Annotated in this window: 16 protein-coding genes; 4 read left to right on the plus strand and 12 right to left on the minus strand. The window is 66.5% G+C overall.

The genetic code is table 11. The annotated features are described in order from the left end of the window. Nucleotides 1–65: 65 nt before the first annotated feature. From AC5FRV_RS11905 to pyrG, 4 genes are all read right to left on the minus strand, one after another. The gene (locus tag AC5FRV_RS11905) at nucleotides 66–503 is read right to left on the minus strand and encodes a DUF5518 domain-containing protein (RefSeq protein ID WP_493561311.1); all 438 of its coding nucleotides are present in this window, start codon (nucleotides 501–503) and stop codon (nucleotides 66–68) included. Between the two features lie 143 nt (nucleotides 504–646). After that, nucleotides 647–1,909, minus strand: coding sequence for a PKD domain-containing protein (locus AC5FRV_RS11910; protein ID WP_493561312.1), 1,263 nt, complete (start codon nucleotides 1,907–1,909; stop codon nucleotides 647–649). A gap of 123 nt (nucleotides 1,910–2,032) precedes the next feature. Further along, nucleotides 2,033–3,835 (minus strand): endo-1,4-beta-xylanase, encoded by a 1,803-nt coding sequence (locus tag AC5FRV_RS11915; protein ID WP_493561313.1) that lies wholly within the window; start codon nucleotides 3,833–3,835, stop codon nucleotides 2,033–2,035. 264 nt (nucleotides 3,836–4,099) lie between these two features. Beyond that, on the minus strand, nucleotides 4,100–5,752 hold the full coding sequence (pyrG, locus tag AC5FRV_RS11920) for a CTP synthase (RefSeq protein ID WP_493561314.1): 1,653 nt from the start codon (nucleotides 5,750–5,752) through the stop codon (nucleotides 4,100–4,102). Between the two features lie 465 nt (nucleotides 5,753–6,217). On the opposite strand from pyrG, the gene AC5FRV_RS11925 reads away from it, so the two are divergent. Next, nucleotides 6,218–7,195, plus strand: a complete 978-nt coding sequence (locus tag AC5FRV_RS11925; protein WP_493561315.1) for a DUF4097 family beta strand repeat-containing protein — start codon at nucleotides 6,218–6,220, stop codon at nucleotides 7,193–7,195. Nucleotides 7,196–7,404: 209 nt separating this feature from the next. Here the strand turns inward: AC5FRV_RS11925 and AC5FRV_RS11930 are convergent, their stop codons facing one another. Then, complete coding sequence (locus AC5FRV_RS11930) at nucleotides 7,405–7,980, minus strand: alpha/beta hydrolase (protein ID WP_493561316.1); 576 nt, start codon at nucleotides 7,978–7,980, stop codon at nucleotides 7,405–7,407. 62 nt (nucleotides 7,981–8,042) lie between these two features. On the opposite strand from AC5FRV_RS11930, the gene AC5FRV_RS11935 reads away from it, so the two are divergent. Beyond that, nucleotides 8,043–8,912 carry a PspA/IM30 family protein gene (locus AC5FRV_RS11935; RefSeq protein WP_493561317.1) on the plus strand — a complete coding sequence of 290 codons (870 nt, stop codon included), beginning with the start codon at nucleotides 8,043–8,045 and terminating at the stop codon, nucleotides 8,910–8,912. Here AC5FRV_RS11935 and AC5FRV_RS11940 read toward each other — a convergent pair. The 7 genes from AC5FRV_RS11940 to thrS all read right to left on the minus strand — a co-directional run bounded on the left by AC5FRV_RS11940 (nucleotide 8,909) and on the right by thrS (nucleotide 17,575). Then, nucleotides 8,909–10,498, minus strand: coding sequence for a COG1361 S-layer family protein (locus AC5FRV_RS11940; protein WP_493561318.1), 1,590 nt, complete (start codon nucleotides 10,496–10,498; stop codon nucleotides 8,909–8,911). The genes AC5FRV_RS11935 and AC5FRV_RS11940 overlap by 4 nt on opposite strands. Nucleotides 10,499–10,564: 66 nt before the next feature. Next, complete coding sequence (locus tag AC5FRV_RS11945) at nucleotides 10,565–11,353, minus strand: ABC transporter permease subunit (protein ID WP_493561319.1); 789 nt, start codon at nucleotides 11,351–11,353, stop codon at nucleotides 10,565–10,567. Further along, nucleotides 11,346–12,266 (minus strand): ABC transporter ATP-binding protein, encoded by a 921-nt coding sequence (locus AC5FRV_RS11950; protein ID WP_493561320.1) that lies wholly within the window; start codon nucleotides 12,264–12,266, stop codon nucleotides 11,346–11,348. The genes AC5FRV_RS11945 and AC5FRV_RS11950 overlap by 8 nt, the downstream gene beginning before the upstream one ends. Before the next feature lie 92 nt (nucleotides 12,267–12,358). Next, nucleotides 12,359–13,381, minus strand: coding sequence for a DUF7972 family membrane protein (locus AC5FRV_RS11955; protein WP_493561321.1), 1,023 nt, complete (start codon nucleotides 13,379–13,381; stop codon nucleotides 12,359–12,361). Further along, on the minus strand, nucleotides 13,374–13,580 hold the full coding sequence (sp36, locus tag AC5FRV_RS11960; protein WP_493561322.1) for a Sp36 family protein: 207 nt from the start codon (nucleotides 13,578–13,580) through the stop codon (nucleotides 13,374–13,376). The genes AC5FRV_RS11955 and sp36 overlap by 8 nt, the downstream gene beginning before the upstream one ends. Before the next feature lie 81 nt (nucleotides 13,581–13,661). Then, nucleotides 13,662–15,569 (minus strand): SLC13 family permease, encoded by a 1,908-nt coding sequence (locus AC5FRV_RS11965; RefSeq protein ID WP_493561323.1) that lies wholly within the window; start codon nucleotides 15,567–15,569, stop codon nucleotides 13,662–13,664. 80 nt (nucleotides 15,570–15,649) lie between these two features. After that, entirely contained in the window at nucleotides 15,650–17,575 is a 1,926-nt protein-coding gene (gene thrS, locus AC5FRV_RS11970; RefSeq protein ID WP_493561324.1) for a threonine--tRNA ligase, read from the minus strand. A 270-nt stretch (nucleotides 17,576–17,845) separates the two neighbouring features. On the opposite strand from thrS, the gene AC5FRV_RS11975 reads away from it, so the two are divergent. Both AC5FRV_RS11975 and AC5FRV_RS11980 read left to right on the plus strand, forming a co-directional pair. Continuing rightward, entirely contained in the window at nucleotides 17,846–18,283 is a 438-nt protein-coding gene (locus AC5FRV_RS11975) for a universal stress protein (RefSeq protein ID WP_493561325.1), read from the plus strand. A 226-nt stretch (nucleotides 18,284–18,509) separates the two neighbouring features. After that, a complete protein-coding gene (locus tag AC5FRV_RS11980) occupies nucleotides 18,510–18,875 on the plus strand; it encodes a DUF5658 family protein (RefSeq protein ID WP_493561326.1) in 366 nt (121 codons plus the stop codon). Nucleotides 18,876–19,193: the final 318 nt, after the last annotated feature.

Here is a 19,193-nt window from a genome sequence, read left to right on the forward strand (position 1 = left end):
CTGTTGCTCTCAGTGGCGGCGGCAAAACGGTTTCGGAACCACGTCCGCCGGGAGCGGTACCCTGGTTAGACTGCCTCTGGACCGATGCGACGAAACAGCGGCAGGCGACCGATGGCGTTGCCGATCAGCGCACTAACGACACCGGCGACGCCACAGAAAGCGAGGGTGAAGAGAAACAGGAACAACGAGAATCCGGCCCCAAGGGCTGCGTATCCGGGGGATATCGCCCACCCAGATGCGACGATACCGACGGTGTTCCAGGCGGCGGGGAGACTGCCAATGACACCGGTTCGAAACCCGGCGCGCTTGGCGCTGGTCGATCGGTTGCTGTAGTACAGGCCCGCAACCAACGCGGCGTCTGCCACGACGCTGAAATCGTAGTGTGATGGCCCCGTATTTAGAGAGACAGCTACCGTGAATGGAATAGAGAGAAATCCCAGTACCGTCGCAACAGTTACGTCCTCGTCAAATAGCCAGGTGACAATTCTGGACGGGAGGGTCATATCCTGTGTGTCAATCGAGACGGACGTGTTATATAATTTCGTCCTATCGACAATGAGTGAAAAATGCGTGGTCGCTTCCATTACTGACGCGAGTCCCATGGTTCTGGTCCCTGCGTCGAGTTCTCGATTCGGCCTCGGTCCGATCAGGAGATCTGGACGGTCACCTCGTCGGTGGACGTATTGCCCGCGCTATCGGTGGCGGTGAGGGTGACCGTGTAGGTGCCGGCCGACCCGTAGCGGTTGTCGGCGTACCAGCCGGTGCCGGTCGACCCGTCGCCTAGCTCCCACTGCAGGTCGGTGATCCACGTGCTGTTGCCGGTCTCGTCGGCGATCCAGAACTGCATCAGGTCGCCGACCGACCCGGACGTCGCCCCCGGATCGATCGCCGCGATCAGGTCACCGGAGGACGGCGTCTCCGTGTCGGGAGTTTCCGTATCCGGTGTCTCTGTGTCGGGAGTCTCCGTATCCGGTGTCTCTGTGTCGGGAGTCTCCGTTTCGGGAGTCTCCGTGTCGGGGGTCTCAGTGGGCGTGTTTTCGCCGTCGTCCTGGATAATCGCCTCCGCGAGGTCGCCCGTGACCGCCGGGCTGCTCATGTATCCGCCGTGGCCGCTGACGGAGTTCGTGACGTCGACGTCGGTGTACGTGTCCGGCGCCGCCGATGGGTCCGGGACGCCCTCGGCGCCGAGCGCGGTGTCGCCCGGATTGCCGTTCGTCCCGCCCGAGCCGAAGCCGTCCCCGATGACTTGGTCGTTCCGGGAGTGGTAGTTCCGGACCTCGCGGGCGTTCTCGGCGACGCCGTCGTACCACTGGCCGCCCTCCGTGACCGTCGAGCCGTTGGCCGCGGCGCCCATGGGTGCGACGGTGTCGACGACGTAGCCAGGGCCGAGTTCGGAGAGCGTTCCGAGGACGACCCGCCCGCCCAGCGAGTGGGAGGCGAGCCGGACCGATCCGGCGCCCGCGTCGATGGCCGCCTCGACGACCGGCGCGAACTCCGCGGCGGCGGCCGCCGACTGTTCGATGGCGCCGCTGGGGCCCGACGCGTCCGCCTGGTACACGAGGGCGACGGCCGCGTTGGGTTCGTAGCCCGCTGCGGCGAGGCCGTCCACCACGGTCGCGGTCATGTTGGGGCCGGCGCTAGCGCTGTTCCACCCGTGGGCGAACACGAACAGTTCGTCGACCACGGGGAGCGACGGGTCGTCGGTCACTCGCATGTCGAGGGTGGTCACCTCGGGGCCGCTGGACTGGGCCGCCACCGAGCCGCTCGCCCCGGCACCTGCCGCGGCGACCAGGCCGGTCCCGAGACACCTGAGGAAGGTGCGGCGCGACTTCTCCCGTCCGCCTGAGGCTCGAGTCTCGCTGGCTGCGCGTGCGGTACCGCTGTCGAACCGCGTACGATCGCTGGGCATGGTATTGCCTGTCAAAAACCTCACACCAAGCCTATAAATTTTAGTGATGGTTCAACGTGATCCGCCGCCGCGTGTCCATGGGATCGAACCGCGCGTCGAGTTCTCGATTCGACCCCGATACGATCAGGAGATCTGGACGGTCACCTCGTCGGTGGACGTACTGCCCGCGCTATCGGTGGCGGTGAGGGTGACGGTGTAGGTGCCGGCCGACCCGTAGCGGTTGTCGGCGTACCAGCCGGTGCCGGTCGACCCGTCGCCCAGCTCCCACTGGAGGTCAGTTATCCAGGTGCTATTGCCCGTCTCGTCGGTGATCCAGAACTGCATCAGATCGCCGACCGACCCGGACGTTGCGCCGGGATCGATGGAGGCGATCAGGTCGCCGGAGGGTCCCCCATCGTCGGTATCCGTCTCAGTCTCGGTATCCGTTTCAGTTTCCGTCTCGGTTTCTGTCTCAGTTTCGGTGTCCGTTTCAGTTTCCGTCTCGGTCTCAGTGTCCGTCTCTGTCTCCGTCTCGGTCTCGTTCCCGTCGACGGAAACCGTGACGGACGTGCCCGCGTTGCTCGTGACAGACACCGTCCGGGTGACGGAGTCGCTGCCGGTCGTGACGGTTATCTCGTGTTCGCCGAGGAAGGCGCCCGTCGAGTAGCTGCCGCTGCCGTCCGTGGTGCCCGAGTCGTCGGTCCACCACTCGTCGAAGACGAGATTGCGCCAGACGTCGAGGGGCGGCTTCTCCGACCAGTCCGCTTCGAAGAAGGGGGCCTCGTTCTGCCAGTGAGACTCGTCCCACATCCCCCAGATCATGAACTCGTCGACGTCGGGGTGGCCGTAGGCGGTCTTGAGGAACCGCCGGAAGATGTCGGCGCGCTGTTGCTGGTCGGACCAGCTGTCACCGTACATGTCGAACTCGGTGATGCGCTGGGGCGCCGGGAAATCGGCGTACCGCTCGAACACCTCGTTGATCCGTGCGTAGGTCCAGGGCTGGTCGTTGTGGTCGGTGGCTCCGATGTGGCCCTGGTGGCCGATGGCGTCCACGCCGACGCCCTGGTCGAGGAGGAACTGGACCTCCTCGACGTACTTCTCCACGTCCCACGTCAGCGTGTTGTAGTCGTTCGTGACGACGTCGACGTCCAGGCCGTTCTCGTCGATGACCGACTCCGCCTCGCCGAACCACTCCGCCAGCAGCGGCGACGTCCAGGGCTGGATCTGGCCGGCGTCGAAGTCGTCCGTGTTCATCCGGTCGGGATACACCGCGCCCTGAAGCAGCCCCCGGTGGACCACCTCGTTGACGACGTCCCACTCCTGGATCCGGTCGCCGTAGTAGGTGATGATGTCACGGAGGTGCTGCATCGAGCGCTCCCGGACCGTCGCACCGTCGTCGTTCTCTACCGCCTGCATGACGTCGTCCGGAACCGCGTAGTCGACGCCGTAGACGCAGGTGTGTCCGCGGATGTCGAGGCCCTTCTCTTCGAGCCAGTCGACGGCGTCGTCGGCCCGCTGTCGGTCGTCCTCCCAGAAGGCCCACTTGTGGGCGTTGCCGAGCACGGCCGTATTGAACAGCTCCTCCAGGTTTTCGCGGAACGGCTCGCCCTCGCTGAACTGGTCGATGAGTACTTCGGCGCCGATGGCGGTGCCGAAGGTGAAGTCGTGGTCCGTCATCTCGACGTCGACCGTCGCCCCGGAGACCGGGTCCCCGTTCGCGTCGACGACGTCGACGGTCAGCGGTCCGGTCTGGTTGTCCCGGATCCGCTGGTCGGCCGCCGTCTCGTCGAATCCGCTCTGGGCCGTCGCCGTCCCAGCGGCGCCGCCGCCGAGCAGGCCCACTACCGTACTGGCGCCGACCGCTCGCATGTAGTCGCGCCGGTCGATTCCGTCGCGCAGGTCGTCGTCCGATACGTCCCCGTCTCGCTGGTGTGTGTCCTCTGTCATCGGTAATCTCTCTCGCTGCCCGCTGGCGTCCGACCCGGGTTCGCACCCGGAGGCCGGACGACGCAGTGGGTTGGCTGAAAATTCCTGCCGAGGCATGTTATATTTTTACTATATACGACAGAGATTAAACACTCGCTAAGTCGAATCGCGGACCAGACTGGTTCCGAACTCCGGGGGAAGCGCCGTGCCGGTCGGTTCGTCGGTGTCAGTGACAGCGGCGAGACGTCGGCGGTCGAAACGGACCGTCGGGGTCGCTGCCGGCAGTCAGTTGCGGGCGTCCGTCGTCGCGACGGCTTCGTCCTCGGCGAGCATGGACTCGACGAAGCCGACGAACGGCGGGCTGGCGCGGCCGGGGCGCGAGCGGAACTCGGGGTGGAACTGCGTCCCGAAGAAGTAGGAGTGGTCGGGTAGTTCGAGGATCTCCATCCGGCGACCGGACGTACCGGAGAACACCAGGCCCGCCTCCTCGAGGTCGTCGATGTACTCGGGGTTGACCTCGTATCGGTGACGGTGGCGTTCCGTACAGGACGTGTCGTCGTAGATCTCGTTGGCGACGGTTCCGGGTTCGATCTCCGTGACGTGCGAGCCAAGTCGCATCGTCCCGCCCATGTCGTCGAGGTCCTTCTGCTCGGGGAGGATGTCGATGACGGCGTGGTCGGTCTCCTCGTCGAGTTCCGCGGAGTGGGCGCCGGTGAGGCCCAGTACGTTGCGGGCGTACTCGACGACGGCCATCTGGAAGCCCAGACAGAGGCCGAGGAAGGGCAGGTCGTTCTCGCGGGCGTAGCGGATGGCCTCTATCTTGCCCTCCGTCCCGCGGGCGCCGAAGCCGCCGGGGACGACCAGTCCGTCCATCTCGTCGAGTTCGCCGTTGTAGCCGTCGGCGAGTTCCTCCGAGTGGATCCACTCGACGTTGACGTCGACGCCGGTATCGAGGCCGGCGTGCTTGAGCGACTCGTGGATGGAGATGTAGGCGTCTTCGAGGCCGTACTTGCCGACGAGGGCGACGTCGACCGTCCCGTCGGTCTCCTGGGTGACGAGTTCGCGCCACTCGTTATCCCGCTCGCTCTCGGGGAGCGCCTCGTCGGCGAGTTCGAGTCGCTCCATCACGTACTCGTCGAGGCCCTCCTCCTCGACCATCAGCGGCACGTGGTAGATGTCTTCGACGTCCGGGTTGGAGAAGACGGCGTCCGTCGGCACGTCGCAGAACAGCGCGATCTTCTCCTTGACGTCCGGATCCAGACGGTCTTCGGAGCGACCGACCAGGATGTCGGGCTGGAGACCGATAGAGCGCAGTTCCTTGACGCTGTGCTGGGTCGGCTTGGTTTTCTGCTCGCCGTTCATCGAGTAGGGGACGAGCGTGACGTGGGTGAACAGGATGTCGTCCTCGTCCTCCTCGTGGGAGAACTGCCGGAGCGCTTCGAGGTAGGGCATCCCCTCGATGTCGCCGACGGTCCCACCGACCTCGACGATGCAGACGTCGGTCCCGGCCGCGGCCTCGCGGATGCGTCGCTTGATGTCGTCGGTGACGTGCGGGATGATCTGGACGGTCTTGCCCAGGTAGTCGCCCGCGCGCTCGGCCTCGATGACCTGCTGGTAGACCTTCCCCGTGGTGACGTTGTGGTCGAAGGTCATGTCGATGTCGAGGAAGCGCTCGTAGTTCCCCAGGTCGAGGTCGACCTCGCCGCCGTCTTTGAGGACGTATACCTCGCCGTGCTGGTACGGGTTCATCGTTCCCGCGTCGACGTTGAGATAGGGATCGATCTTCACCGCGGTCACGTCGAAGCCGGCGTTCTTCAGGAGCCGGCCGGTGCTCGCGGCCGTGATTCCCTTGCCGAGACCCGACATGACGCCGCCAGTGACGAAGATGAACTTCCGACCCAGGTCGGGGTCGTAGTTCGTCGCAGAATCCTTTGGCATACCGACGGTGGGGTTGGGTTGCTCAAAACAATTTCGGGAAGAGGCTGGTTCCGAACGTAGTGAGGAACCAGCTTATTGCGAGCGGGAGCGCCAGCGACACGCGAGCAGGTTGGCGCCGAGCGAAGCGAGGTTCCAGCTTATTGCGAACGGCGAGCGTAGCGAGCCGTGAGCAGGTTGGCGCCGAACGTAGTGAGGAACCAGCTTATTACGAGCGGGGAACGCAGTGACCCGCGAGCAGGCTGTCCCCTCCCTTCGGTCGGGGACAGCTAATGGCGAACGGCGAATGTGACCGAGGTCAGTCTTCCCGACCACCTATATAATTCTTGTCCAGAACTTCCGGTCGGTTCACCGTCGACCCGCTTTTACCGTCACACGGTTCGCAGGTCGTCGTATGATCACGACCGTTTCGTTGCCTCAACTGGTTCGACAGTTCGACGAATGCACCCGGAGGGGAGGTGAGCAGACGTGAGGCGACGCCGATTCCTCGGTGCGACGGCGGCCCTCGCAGTCACCGGAACTGCCGGCTGCGTGGGCGTCGACGCGTCGTCGACGACGGAGGCCCACGAGTTCGACGTCCCGGCAGGCGCAGACGTCGTCGTCAGTAACTCGCTCGGTGACCTGACCGTGGAGGAGGGCGACGCGGAATCGCTCCGGGTTCGAGCGGAGAAACACGATGGGCTCGGAAACGACGACGCCTTCGACAACGTTCGCGTGGCGACCGAGGCGACGGACGAACAGTTCGAGGTGTCGGTCGTCGACGAGCGTGACGGTCGATTCGTCAAGGCGACGTGGCTCCACCTTCACCTCTCCGTTCCGTCGGACGTCGCCGTCACGGAGGTCACCGGTGACGATGGGGACGTGACCGTCGACGGGACTGGCGGAGACCTCACGCTCGACGTCGAGGACGGCGACGTCGACGTACGGAACAGGAACGGCGACGTCACCGTGACGGCGGACGACGGCGACCACACCTACCGGGCCATCGGCGGGGGCCTCACGGTGTCCGGCGACGACGGCGGCGTGACCGCCGAACAGGTGGGCGGTGACGTGACTATCGACCTCGACGACGGCGACGCCGACGTGTCGGACGTCGACGGGGCGGTTTCGGTGGAGACCGGCGACGGCGACGTCGACGCACGCTCGACCGGTGCGCTCGACGCGGTCACCGGCGACGACGGTGACGTCACGGTGGACGTGCCGGCGATCCGCGACGACGCCCGTATCGAGGTCGACGACGGAGACGTGACCGCACGGCTCGGGTCGGACCTGGACGCCCGACTGGTTATCGAGACGGACGGCGGCGACGTCGACACGTCCGGGCTCGACGAACGGCTCGGCGTCGAAGGCGACGTCGACCGGGTCGAAACTACGTTCGGCGGGGGAACCCACACGTTGCGGATAACCACCGACGACGGGGACGTGACATTGCAGTCGCTGGACTGACGGCTTCACTCCAGCCGCTACAGCGACCGGCGCGGAGTGGGTAGTATCCGGACGGACTCACGCAAAAGGCTTCGAAGGGCCGACGGCAGGCACGGGGGAGTGCCGCGCCGGCCAGGGTGGGGCTATCGATGTGGGCGCGTCAGCGGGGAACCGCCGACGCAACTGGCAGTTTTTCAGCACGTGTAATATGTTTTCTGGTTGACTACTGGTCAGAACAGGTCGGCGAAGAAATCCGCGACCGCCGCCGCGACGCGGTCCGTCTGGCCGACGAAGTGGTGGTCGCCGGGGAGTGCCCGCACCTGCATTCCCAGTGCTCGGGCGCGCTCGGCGACCGGCGTCGAGTTTACTGTGTCGTCGCGTTCCCCGAAGCAGATCTGGGCTGGACAGGGGACGGTCTCCAGGGCGTCGACGGCGTCGGCTTGCGGAGCGAGCGCGCTGACTGCGGCGGGCGCCAGGTCCGCGCCTCCAGCGGCCCGGAGCGCGATTCCGGCCCCGAAACTGTAGCCGAACAGGCCGACGGCCGCGAACCGCTCGTCGGCCCACGCCAGGGCGTTGACGGCGTCCCGGCGTTCGCCGCGCCCCTCGTCCCAGGGGCCGTAGTCGAACCGGAGACAGGCGAACCCACGGTCGACCAGCGCGTCGCTGACGGCCCGGAGACGCTGGTCCGTGCGGGACCCGCCGAACTGTGGATGCGGTGGGCAGGCCACGACCACGGCGTCGGCGTCCTCCTCACCGTCGAGCGTGGCCCGGACATCCCGCGCGCCGGGGACCGCGATCGCGTCCATACGCGAGCGCACGTGATACTCGCATGTAAGTTTTTTAAGTCAGTCAGCCCCAAGACCGAGGTATGGGAATCCTCTCGCGCACGTCGTACGTCATTCGGTCGAAGATAAACGCCGTGCTCAACAGGGCCGAAGACCCCAACGAGACGCTGGATTACTCCTACGAGCAGCTCCGGGACGAACTCCAGGACGTCAAGCAGGGGATCGCGGACCTGACGACCCAGAAGAAGCGCCTGGAGATCCAGAAGCGCCGACTCGAGGAGAACGTCGAGAAGCACAACGACCAGGCCAGGCAGGCCGTCGAACAGGACCGGGAGGACCTGGCCCGGCGTGCCCTGGAGAAGAAGAAACAGAAGATGAGCCAGATCGAGGAGCTCGAGGGCCAGATCGCCCAGCTCCAGTCCCAGCAGGACTCGCTCGTCGAGCAGAAGGACGAACTCCAGCAGCGCATCGAGCAGTTCCGCACCAAGAAGGAGACGATGAAGGCTCGCTACGAGGCCGCGGAGGCCTCGAAGCGGGTCAACGAGGCGATGACCGGCGCCGGCGACGAGATGGCCGACGTCGGCCGCGCCATCGAGCGGGCCGAGGAACAGACCGAAGAGATGGAGGCCCGCTCCCAGGCGATGGACGAACTGCAGGACTCCGGCGTGTTCGAGGACGCCCTGAGCGACCAGGACCAGATCGACCGCGAACTCGAGGAGATGGCCTCCTCGGGCGAGGTCGACGCCGAACTCGAGACGCTCAAGAGCGAGATGGGCAAGAGTGACGGCGAGCCCGAAGCGGCGGAGGGGGCGGATGAAGCGGAGGAAGCGGACCTGGAGGCGGAACTCGCCGGCAACGGCGAGGGGACGACCGAGGACGTCGAGACGCCCGACGTCGACGACAGCGAGGTCGAGGCCGAGCTAGAGGAACTGAAGGACGACGAGCAGTCCTAGTCCCGGAGCCAGTACCAGCCGACGCCCAGCGCCGCCGCGACGACGACCACGCCGACCGCCAGTATCACCGGGTCACTCGACGTCGGGCCCTCCCGCGTCACGTCCACGGCGACCCGGTGGGTGCCCGCGTGGAGCCGGTCGCCGTCGGCCGTCTCCGCGGTCACGTTCACGGGAAGCGCCTGCGTGCTCTCGACGGCGTCGTCCGACACCGACAGGTGAAACCCGACGGTCTTCGACTCCCCGGGACCGAGACGACCGACGAATGCGGTCGGCGACGCGCTCGAGAACGGCGGCCGGGGGGCCAGCGACGCCTCGACCTCGCGCAGTTCCCGGTCGCCGACGTTCTCGACGGCCACTTCGAGCCGGTCGTCGCTGTCGACCAGCACGCTCGCGTTGACGCCCCGGAGGGCGACGACGTCCGCGTCGGTGACGGGCACCGTGACGACGCGCGACCCGGCGGTTCGACGCTCGGCGCTCCCGTCGCCCGACTCGTACTCCAGCGCGAGCCCCATCGACCGTTGCCCCTCTCTCGCGTCGGGCGGAACCGTCACTGGAATCTCGAAGTCGGCCTCGTCGCCGGGACGGAGGTCGCCAACCGGAACGCGCGTCTCGGCCACTGCGACGCCCGCGGGCGGCGACGTCACGACGACGACGGCCTCCCTGGCCGTCTGCCCGCCGCTGACGGAGACGGTGCCACGCACGGCGGCCTCCGACCCGGCCCGCACGGACGGCTCGGAGAGCGAGAGGTCGGCGCGGACCGGTTCGGCGGGCTCCAGGCCGAACCACGTCGGGCCTGCAGTCCGTTCCCGACCGGTGTCGTCGCGGTAGTCGGCCCGGAGCGCGAGGGCCTGCTCGCCGTCCTCGGCGCCGTCGGCCACCGCGACGTCGTAGCTGAGGTTCCGGCGCTCTCCGGGTTCGACGGTGCCAGCGAACCGGGACGCGCTCTCACCGCCCCCGACAGTCAGCGCCGGGTTCGCCGAGGCGAGTGAGAGGCGGGTCGACCGGGCAGTCGCCGACCCGACGTTCTCGACGGTGACGGTGGCGGTGCCGGCGGACCCGACGCTGGCGTCGGACGCGACGTCGACCACCGCGAACCGGGCCCGCTCCTCGACGGTCACCGGGACGCGGAACGTCCGGGAGACGCTGCTCTGGGTCCGGGTGCCCGACGTCTCGGAGATGTAGTCCGTGTAGCTGTACCGGACAGTAACGGGGAGGCGATACGTCCCCGCTTCGGCGTCCGCCGGAACGGCGACCGAGAACGAAATCGGGTTCGAAACGCCCTCGGGAACGTTACCGACGGCCTGGCGGCCGGTCGTCACCTCGAACGGCGCGTCCCCGTCGCCGACCCTGACCGTCACCCCGCGGGCGGTCGTGACTTCGCTCGTCAGTGCGGGGTTGGTCACCGAACTCGAATCGACCTCGCCCTCGTTGAGAACCACGACGTCGAGGGTCGTCTCCTCGCCGGGGGCGAGCGTCCCGTCCACGAACTGGACGGTCAATTGGGGGCTGCCAGAGACGGCGGCCGCGGCGGCTCCCGACAGGAGTATCAGGCAGGTGATAACGGAGACGAGGACGGCCCGTCTCATCGGGTATCCCGGCTCCTGTCCATACTTTCGAATGGGTCCGGGCCCGTGATAAGTGTTGGCCGTCTGTCACACGTCGCGCCGGAGGAAGAGCCCGCGAGTGACGGCGAACAGCCCCAGTCCGGCCGCCAGCAACACGACTGCGCCGGCGACGTCGACTGACTCCTCGACGAGAATCTCGGTCGGGTCGTAGTACCGCGTCGGACTGAGCGACGCAAGCCACTCGAAGTTCGTGCCGGCGGTGACTGATTCGAGGACGAACAGCATGAAGACGGCGGCGATGGCGACACGCTGGGCGACGTCGCCACGGGAGAACACGACCGAGCAGAGGAGCCCGACGTTCGCGGCCACGAACAGGTACGGCACCGACAGCAGGTGAACGAGGGCGAGCGACACCGGGTCGAGGGACTCGCCGATGGCGAGGACGCTCCCGAACACGACGAGGGGCACGAGCAGGTTGAGCACGACCACGGGAGTCATGAGGGCGAGGAACCGCTCGACGAGCAGCCGCGACCGGGAGACGGAGGTTGCAAGCAGCAGGTCGAGTTTCCCGGACTCGACGTCGCCGGCGACGGCGTCGCCCGCCGCGTAGGCGACGTACAGCGCCAGCAGCAGGACCCAGACGAACTGGTAGAATTCGACGGCGAGAAAGCCCTCGATGGTGCCGAACGACTCGACGCCGAAACTCGCCTGGAACGCCTCGGGGAGGCTCTCGATGTAGTCCTGAAAGTCCACGCCGGAGGCCTCGATAGACGGAAAGATACCGACGATGAGCGCGGCGAACGCGCCCAGTCCCACCGCCATCGTGAGCGTGCCGCGGACCTGCCGACGGCTCTCGTAGCGGGTTATCTCAAACACGGCGTTCCTCCGATTCGGTGTCAATCGTCGACGACGCCGAATCCCCGTAGAAGTGCATGAAGACGTCTTCGAGGGGCGGTTCGTCCACCGTCAGGTCGACGACGGTGAGGTCGTCGAGGTGGTCGACCAGGTCGTCGTAGTCGCCGGCGAAGGTGAAGTGTGCGCTGTCGCCGTGCAGCGACAGGTCCAGGACGCCTTCGAACGCGAAGTCCTGGGGGTCGACCCGTTCGGCGGTCTGGACGCGGACGCGCTTGCCGCCGCGACCCAGCAGGTCGGCGACGTCCTCCAGGGCGACGAGGTGGCCGTCACGGATGATGCCGACGCGGTCGCAGATCCGACGCACCTCCGCGAGGACGTGCGAGGAAAAGAACACCGTCAGTCCGCGGTCACGCTCCGCCCGGACGAACTCGTTGAAGCGTTCCTGCTTGAGAGGGTCTAGCCCCGACGTCGGTTCGTCCATCACGACCAGGTCCGGGTCGTGCATGAACGCCTGGACGATGGCGAGCATCTGCGCGTTCCCGGTCGAGTACTCCCGAATTTTCCGGTCGAGCGGCGGGTCGAACAGCTCCAGGAGTTCGGCCCGTCGGGCGTCGCCCTTCAGGTCCGCCTGGAAGTCGAGGAACGCGCCTCCGGTCACGTCGCCGTCGAAACTCGGATGGGCCGGCAGGTAGCCGACGTCGGCCCGGGCCTCGCGAAGCGCCTCGGCGTCGCGGACGTCGGCACCGAGGACCGTGGCCGTGCCGTCGGTGGGCGACTGGAATCCCATCAGCATCCGGATGCAGGTGGTCTTGCCCGCGCCGTTGGGGCCCAGGAAGCCGAATATCTCGCCGTCCTCGACGGCGAAGGAGAGGTCGTCGTTGGCGACGGTCTCGCCGTAGGTCTTCGTCAGCCCCTGGACGTCGATGGCCGTCATAGGCGAGAACGCGTGGGGGCCGGTCTTAGGAGTTGTGTCGGTTCTCGTCGGCGGTGGCAGTCGAACCACGTGCGTCCGCTCACCGCGAGTGGTCACCGCTCTGATTCCCGGAGGACGAGCGGCCCGATGGCGAGGGTGCGTTTGGCGACCGTCGCGATCCGGAGGATGTAGGCGGTGAACAGCAGGAACGGGACGAGCGTAATCGTGAAGGCGAGGCCGACGACCCAGGTGACGACGGGGACGGTCAGGAACGTCGCCGGGCCGAACGTCTCGGCGCCGACGAACGCGAGCATTCCGCCGGCGATGGCGAGTGCGGGAACCGCGGCGTAGAGGATGTACTGCGAGAGTTCGACGAGTGCCCACTGGAAGTACAGCGTCTTGACGTGTTCGCGCGCGGGGCCGAACATCGAGAGCGCCGTGTGCAGGTCCTCGAACGCCTCACGCTGGTCGTCGCCGAGGACGTCGTCGAAGGTCTCGGTCATCCGTTCGACCTGGTATATCTTCCAGGAGTAGTTGAAGTTGAGTGCGGCGAACAGCACGTCGAACGTCCCGAACTGCGCCCCCTCTAGCTGGTCTTCGACGTGCTGGGCGTTCCCGTGGACGCTGTCGACGAACTCGCCGACCTGGCGTTCCAGTTCCTCGTCGTCGTCGGCCACGATCCGGTCGAGTACCTCTGAACGTCGTTCGGCCTCTGCGACGAGCGCCGCCAGAAACGCCGACGGGTCGGCGGGGACGACGTCGCCGAGCAGGTCCTTCGCGTAGGTCCGATAGTCCATCGCGTCGCTCATTCGCTGTCGCTGGTCGCCCAGCGGCCCCGTCTCCTGTGAGAGGACGAGCTGGTTGATGCTGACGACCAGCGTCGTCCCGGTGACGAGGACGCCGATCATCGCCGAGAAGATGGTCTCTATCGTGTCCGTCGACCGTATCTCGGACTGGAGCGAGGGGTCGAGGAGCACGGCGAACAGCATGAAGGAGGCGAAGACGAACGCGGCGAGGGCGCCGGTCACCACGAACCGGTTCGTCCGGAGCAAGAGCCTGATCTTCAGGCTGCTCTCGCCGGACCGGCCCCGCATCGTGTCGGCAGTGCTGACGTCCTCTCGCTCGCCGTCACTCATCCTCGTCCTCCGCCGCGTCGACGGGACGCTTCAGGACGAGGTACTTCGTCCCGCCGCCGACGTAGTCGACGGTCGACGCCAGTTCCCAGCCGTCTGCGCCCAGTTCGTTCAGTCGTTCGACCGGATCCTCTGCCTCCTTCCTGGTTTCCTTGCGAGGGGGTTCGAACGTCCGGTACTCCCACTCGGCGGGCGACGTCATTACCGGGACGTTCGACAGGCTACCGGAAACCTGTTTGGCCTGTACCATATCCGTCGCGCGCCAGTCGGAGACGGCGACCGTTCAGAGCGGCCACGTCACCGCCACGGCGAGTGTGGTCACGACCATCAGGATCAGTTGCAGTGGGAGCCCGACCCGCAGGAAGTCGGTGAACCTGTACCCGCCGGGGCCGTACACCATCAGGTTCGTCTGGTAGCCGATGGGGGTGATGAAGGCCGTGCTCGCGGCGAACATCACGATCAGCAGGAACGGCATGCCGGCGACGTCGAGCCGGCTGGCGGTGTCGACCGCGACGGGCGTCAGCAGGACGACGGTCGCGACGGGGGTGATGACGCTCGACAGGAGGCCCGTCAGGAGGTAGACCGCCGCGAGCAGGGCGATGGGCGGCAGCACGTCGCCGAGGCCGACGAGGAGGCCGCCGAGGAGTGCCGCTCCGCCCGTGGCCTGCATGGCGACACCGAGCGGGAGCAGGCCGGCGAGCAGGAAGACGACGTTCCAGCCGACGGCGTCGTAGGCCCGGTTCGCGCTCAGCACGCCGCTGGCGACCATGGCGACGACGCCGCCGAGCGCGGCGATGTAGATGGGGACCAGTTCGAGGCCCGCGACGGTCACCACGCCGAGCAGCGTCGCCAGCGCGATGGGGGCCTTCGGATCGAGCCGTGGCGTCTCGGTGGCGTCCGACGACACGGCGGCCTCCGGCGGCCCCTCGGTGACGAGGAGGTAGCCCGCCTCCTGGAGGTACCGGATGGACTCGGTCGTCGTCTGGAGCAACAGCGTGTCGCCGGGCGAGAGTTCCACTGCGTCGAGTTCCTCGCGGAGAATCGCCCTTCCGCGCCGGACCGACAGCACGGTCGTGTCGAAGCGTTCCCGGAGTCGGAGGTCGGCCAGCGACCGGCCGGCCGACGAGCCGTCGGGTGGAATCACGGCCTCGACGAGGAACCCGTCGCCGGGACCGTCCGAGAGATCGTCCTCGGTGACTGTCTCCCTGGTGAGTTGTCGGAGCCGGAACGCCTCGGCGAATCGATTGACCGCCTGGGGATTTCCTCTGACGGTGAGCACGTCGCCGGCCAGTATCGTGACGTCCGAGGCCGGCGCGAGGAAGGACTCCCCGTTCCGGTCGACCTGGAGGACGTCGACGTCGAGGTCGTCCGCGACGGACTCTGTCTCCGGCGTTCTCTCCGATTCCGCGTGCGCGACCCTACCCCCGTCCGGGACGGCGCGGTCGTCGTCGAGCGCCTCGCTCACGGTCCGACCCACGAGCGCCGAGTCATCGCGGACGACCAGCTGGGAGAGGTGCCGGTCCATGTCGAACTCCTGGGTGAAGTCGGCGGCCGCAGGGATCCGTTCCGGAACGAGTCGGCGGCCGACCGTCAGGAGGTAGACGACGCCGACGACGAGCACCAGGGCCCCGACGGGGGTGACCGTGAACATCCCCAGTGGTTCGTCGAAAAACTCCCGCGCGTACTCGCTGGCGAGCAGGTTCGTCGACGTGCCGACGAGGGTGAGCGTCCCGCCGAGCATCGCGGCGAAGGACAGCGGCATGAGGAGCTTCGACGGCGAGATGCCGTATCGCTCCGAGAGGCCGGTGACGAGCGGGATGAAGACGGCGACGATCGGTGTGTTGTTTACGAACCCGGCGCTGATCCCGGTCGTCGCGACGGTCGCGCCGGTGAGCAATCCCTCGTCGCCGCCGGTGACGTCGGCCATGATGGATCCGAGCCGCTCGACGATACCGGTCTCCTCGATGCCGGCGCTGAGGATGTACATCGCCATGATGGTGACGACCGCGGGGCTGGCGAACCCTTCGATGGCCTTACTCGCGGAAACCCCCGTGAAGGGCGCGAGGACGGCCAGCGAGACGAGCACGCCGATCGCGGTCACGTCCGGCGGGACCACTTCGCTGACGAACAGCGCGAGCGCGGCGAGAACGAGGGCGAAGACGACGAGGACGTCGACGGAGAGCGCGGCCATAGACGGGAACGACGCTCAGGCCAGATAAATGCGTGGTACGTGCCGATTCGATCCGGTGATCGCGTCGCCGTCGGGCGGACCTACACCAGGAACGTCACGGCGGTCCGCTTCTGGTCGACCTCCGTTTCGAGGTGCTCCCTGAACTCGGCCAGCGAGACGTTCTTCTCCTCGCGCTCCTTCCGGTCGCGAACGGATATCTCGCCCGCTTCCTCCTCGTCGTCACCGATGATCAACATGTACGGAACCCTATCGTCGTGGGCCTGCTGGATCTTCTTGCCGACGGTCCACGAGCGGTCCTCGATCTCGACGCGGAACTGCCCGAGTTCGTCGGCGAGTTCCTCGCAGTAGGGGATGTTGTCGTCCGAGACCGGCAGGATGCGGACCTGCTCGGGCGCGAGCCACGGCGGGAAGTTGCCGTTGAAGTGCTCGATGAGGACGCCCATGAAGCGCTCGAACGATCCCAGCAGGGCGCGGTGGATCATCACCGGGCGGTGCTCCTCGTTGTCCTTCCCGATGTAGGACAGATCGAGACGTTCGGGGATGTTGAAGTCGGCCTGGACGGTGCCGATGGTCCACTCCCGGCCGAGCGCGTCCCGGGCGTCGAGCCCGATCTTCGGGCCGTAGAAGGCCGCCTCGCCCTCCTCGACGTCGTAGTCCAGATCCTGCGATTCGAGGGCGTTCCGGAGGGCGGTCGTCGCCTCGTCCCAGATCTCGTCGCTCCCGACGGCGTTGTCGCCCTTCGTCTCCAGTTTGTAGAGGATTTCGAGGCCGAAGTGGCCGTAGATATCCTCGATGATGGAGAGGGTCTCGGTGATCTCCTCCTCGATCTGGTCGCGGCGGACGAAGGCGTGGCCGTCGTCCTGGGTGAGCCCGCGCACCCGGAGGAGCCCGGAGAGTTCGCCGGACTGTTCGTTGCGGTAGACCGTGCCGAACTCGGAGAAGCGGATGGGGAGGTCACGGTAGGAGCGGGTCTGGTTGGCGTAGATGTACGCGTGGTTCGCGCAGTTCATCGGCTTCAGGCCGTACTCGGTGTCGTCCTGCTCCCAGGCGAACATCTCCCCTTCCTCCTTGAACGCGTCGTAGTGGCCCGTCGGCTTCCACAGTTCGGCCTTGTTGAGTTCCGGCGTCCACACCTCGTCGTAGCCCAGCTCGTCGTTCTTGGTGCGGACGTACTCTTCCAGTTCTCGCCGGATGGCCATCCCGTTGGGGTGGTAGTGCGCACAGCCGGGGGAGTGCTCCGGAACCGAGAAGAGGTCCATCTCCCGGCCGATCTTCCGGTGGTCGCGCTCCTGGGCTTCCTGGCGGCGTTCGAGGTAGTCTTCGAGTTCGCTCTCGGTCGGGAACGCCGTCCCGTACACCCGCGTGAGGGTGTCGTTGGTCTCGTCGCCGCGCCAGTACGAGGCCGAAATCTCCAGGAGGCCGAAGCCGCCGATCTCGCCGGTCGACTCGACGTGGGGGCCCTGACAGAGGTCGTAGAACTCGCCCTGTTCGTAGAAGGAGACCGGGTCCTCACCGGCGGCTTCGGTCTCCAGGATCTCCTGTTTGTACTCGTTGTCCTCGTAGCGGTCGAGAGCCTCCTCGCGGTCGAGCATGACGCGCTCGATGGACAGGTCCTCCTCGATGATGGTCTGGGCCTCGTCCTGGATGTCTTCGAGGTCGTCCTCGTCGAGGTCGACCCCGGTGACGTCGTAGTAGAAGCCGTCGTCGGTCCACGGTCCGAGGGTGAGTTTCGCCTCGGGGAACTCTCGCTGGAGCGCCTGGGCGAAGACGTGGGCCGCCGAGTGTCGCAGGACGTCGACGTACTCGTCGGACTGGTCTGTCACGATCTCCAGGGAGATGTCCTCGTGCAACGGCGTGTGTTTGTCGACGAGTTCGCCGTCGACGACGCCGGCGACCGTGTCGCGACCGAGGCCGGGGCCGATTTCGAAGGCGGCGTCTTCGACGGTGGCCCCGTCCTCCATGTCGAGGGTGGAGCCGTCGGGCAGCGTGACCGTGACCGTGCTCATGCCCGGGATAAATCGGCACGTCGGGATAAGTGTATTGAGAGAGGGCGGGGCCGAACGAAGTGAGGGCCCGCCGAACGAGCGAGCGGGAGCGTTAGCGACACGCGAGCAGCGGGTCGGCCCGACCGCAGGGAGGGGCGACCGAACGAGCGAACGGTGAGCGAAGCGAGCCGTGAGCAGGGCGGGGCCGAACGAAGTGAGGGCCCGCCGGACCTCGGCTCCTGGGAGCCGGCACCAGAGCTATCAACCACTGTGACGAACTCCCATTCAGATATGGTGCGCTACGACACGGTGTTGCTGACGACGGACGGGAGCAAGGGATCCCGGGAGACCATCGACCACGCCGTCTCACTCGCGCGCGACAACGACGCGACGCTCCACGTGCTCTACGTCGTCGACCGGCGACGATACCTCGCGGCGGACAAGGACACCCAGGACGACGTCATCCAGTCCCTCGAGGAGGAGGGCGAACTCGCACTCGACGACGCCTCCGTCGCGGCCGAGGAGGCGGGCGTCGACGTCGTCACCGAGATGCGCGACGGCATTCCGCACAAGACGATCATCGACTACACCGAGGAGATAGACGCCGACGTCGTCGCGATGGGAACCCACGGACGGACCGGGCGGGACCGCGTGGCGAACCTGGGTAGCGTCACCGAGCGCGTGGTGAAGTCTTCCGAAGCGCCCGTGCTCGTGGTCCGCATCGACTGATCCCGGTGCATTTGGCCTTCCGATTCGGTGATGCCGGGCCGGTGGTACTGGAACAATGATATCGATATTTTGGAATCTCTGCCGAGTGCCGAGCTCAAACTTCGTTTACTAATCACGGGACGGCAGCTCCACGTCGCCAATTACGACAGCTGTCTTACCTTTACAATATCAGTATTGATACTGAGATGCCTATCTATATATGTCTCGTGGCCAACTGGTGACACAGATGTCGACAGCACGTGCGAACTGGCTCACGCTCGAAGGCTCCTCCTTCAGCGTCGACGGATTCTCCCGCATGTGGCTCGTCGCCACCGCCACCTACGGCGTCGGTGACGTGGTGACGACGATCGCGATGGTGTATTTCACCGCGACGCTTACCGAGGCAAACCCGGTGATCAGACTGGCCATCGAGACGTTCGGCGGCGGCGGTTTCCTCGGCCTGAAACTCCTCGTCCTCTACGCCTGTATCGGTATCTCCCTCTGGGGCGGCGTCCTCGACGACGACCCGGTGCTGTTCTACGGCCCGCCGGCGGTGTTGACGGTGTTCGGCGTCGTCGTGACCGGGATGAATCTGGGGCTGTTGTTCGGCTGAGGAAACGGCCTGACGCGTTGTTATCTCGACTTTCTCTGACTCCTGGAAACGGTCAGTACAGGTGAAAGACTGAGCGATTTGGTGAGTTAGCGATTGCCACTGAGTAGGGGAGACACTACGTCGAAAGCCCTCGGCGCGCTCCAGTCCCGCGGACCGACTGCGCTCCTCACTCCGTTCCGGTGCTTGTCGGTCCGGGGTTCCCGGAGCCCGCCTCGCCCTTTCAGTCCACCAGGTTCTGCATCGCTCGCGCGATAAAACGCGCTCGCGATTGACTCCGCCATTCCTCCCCGGTCGCTCGCCGTCCGGCGAGCGATACGC

Source organism: Halomicrobium sp. HArcel3 (assembly GCF_058933135.1).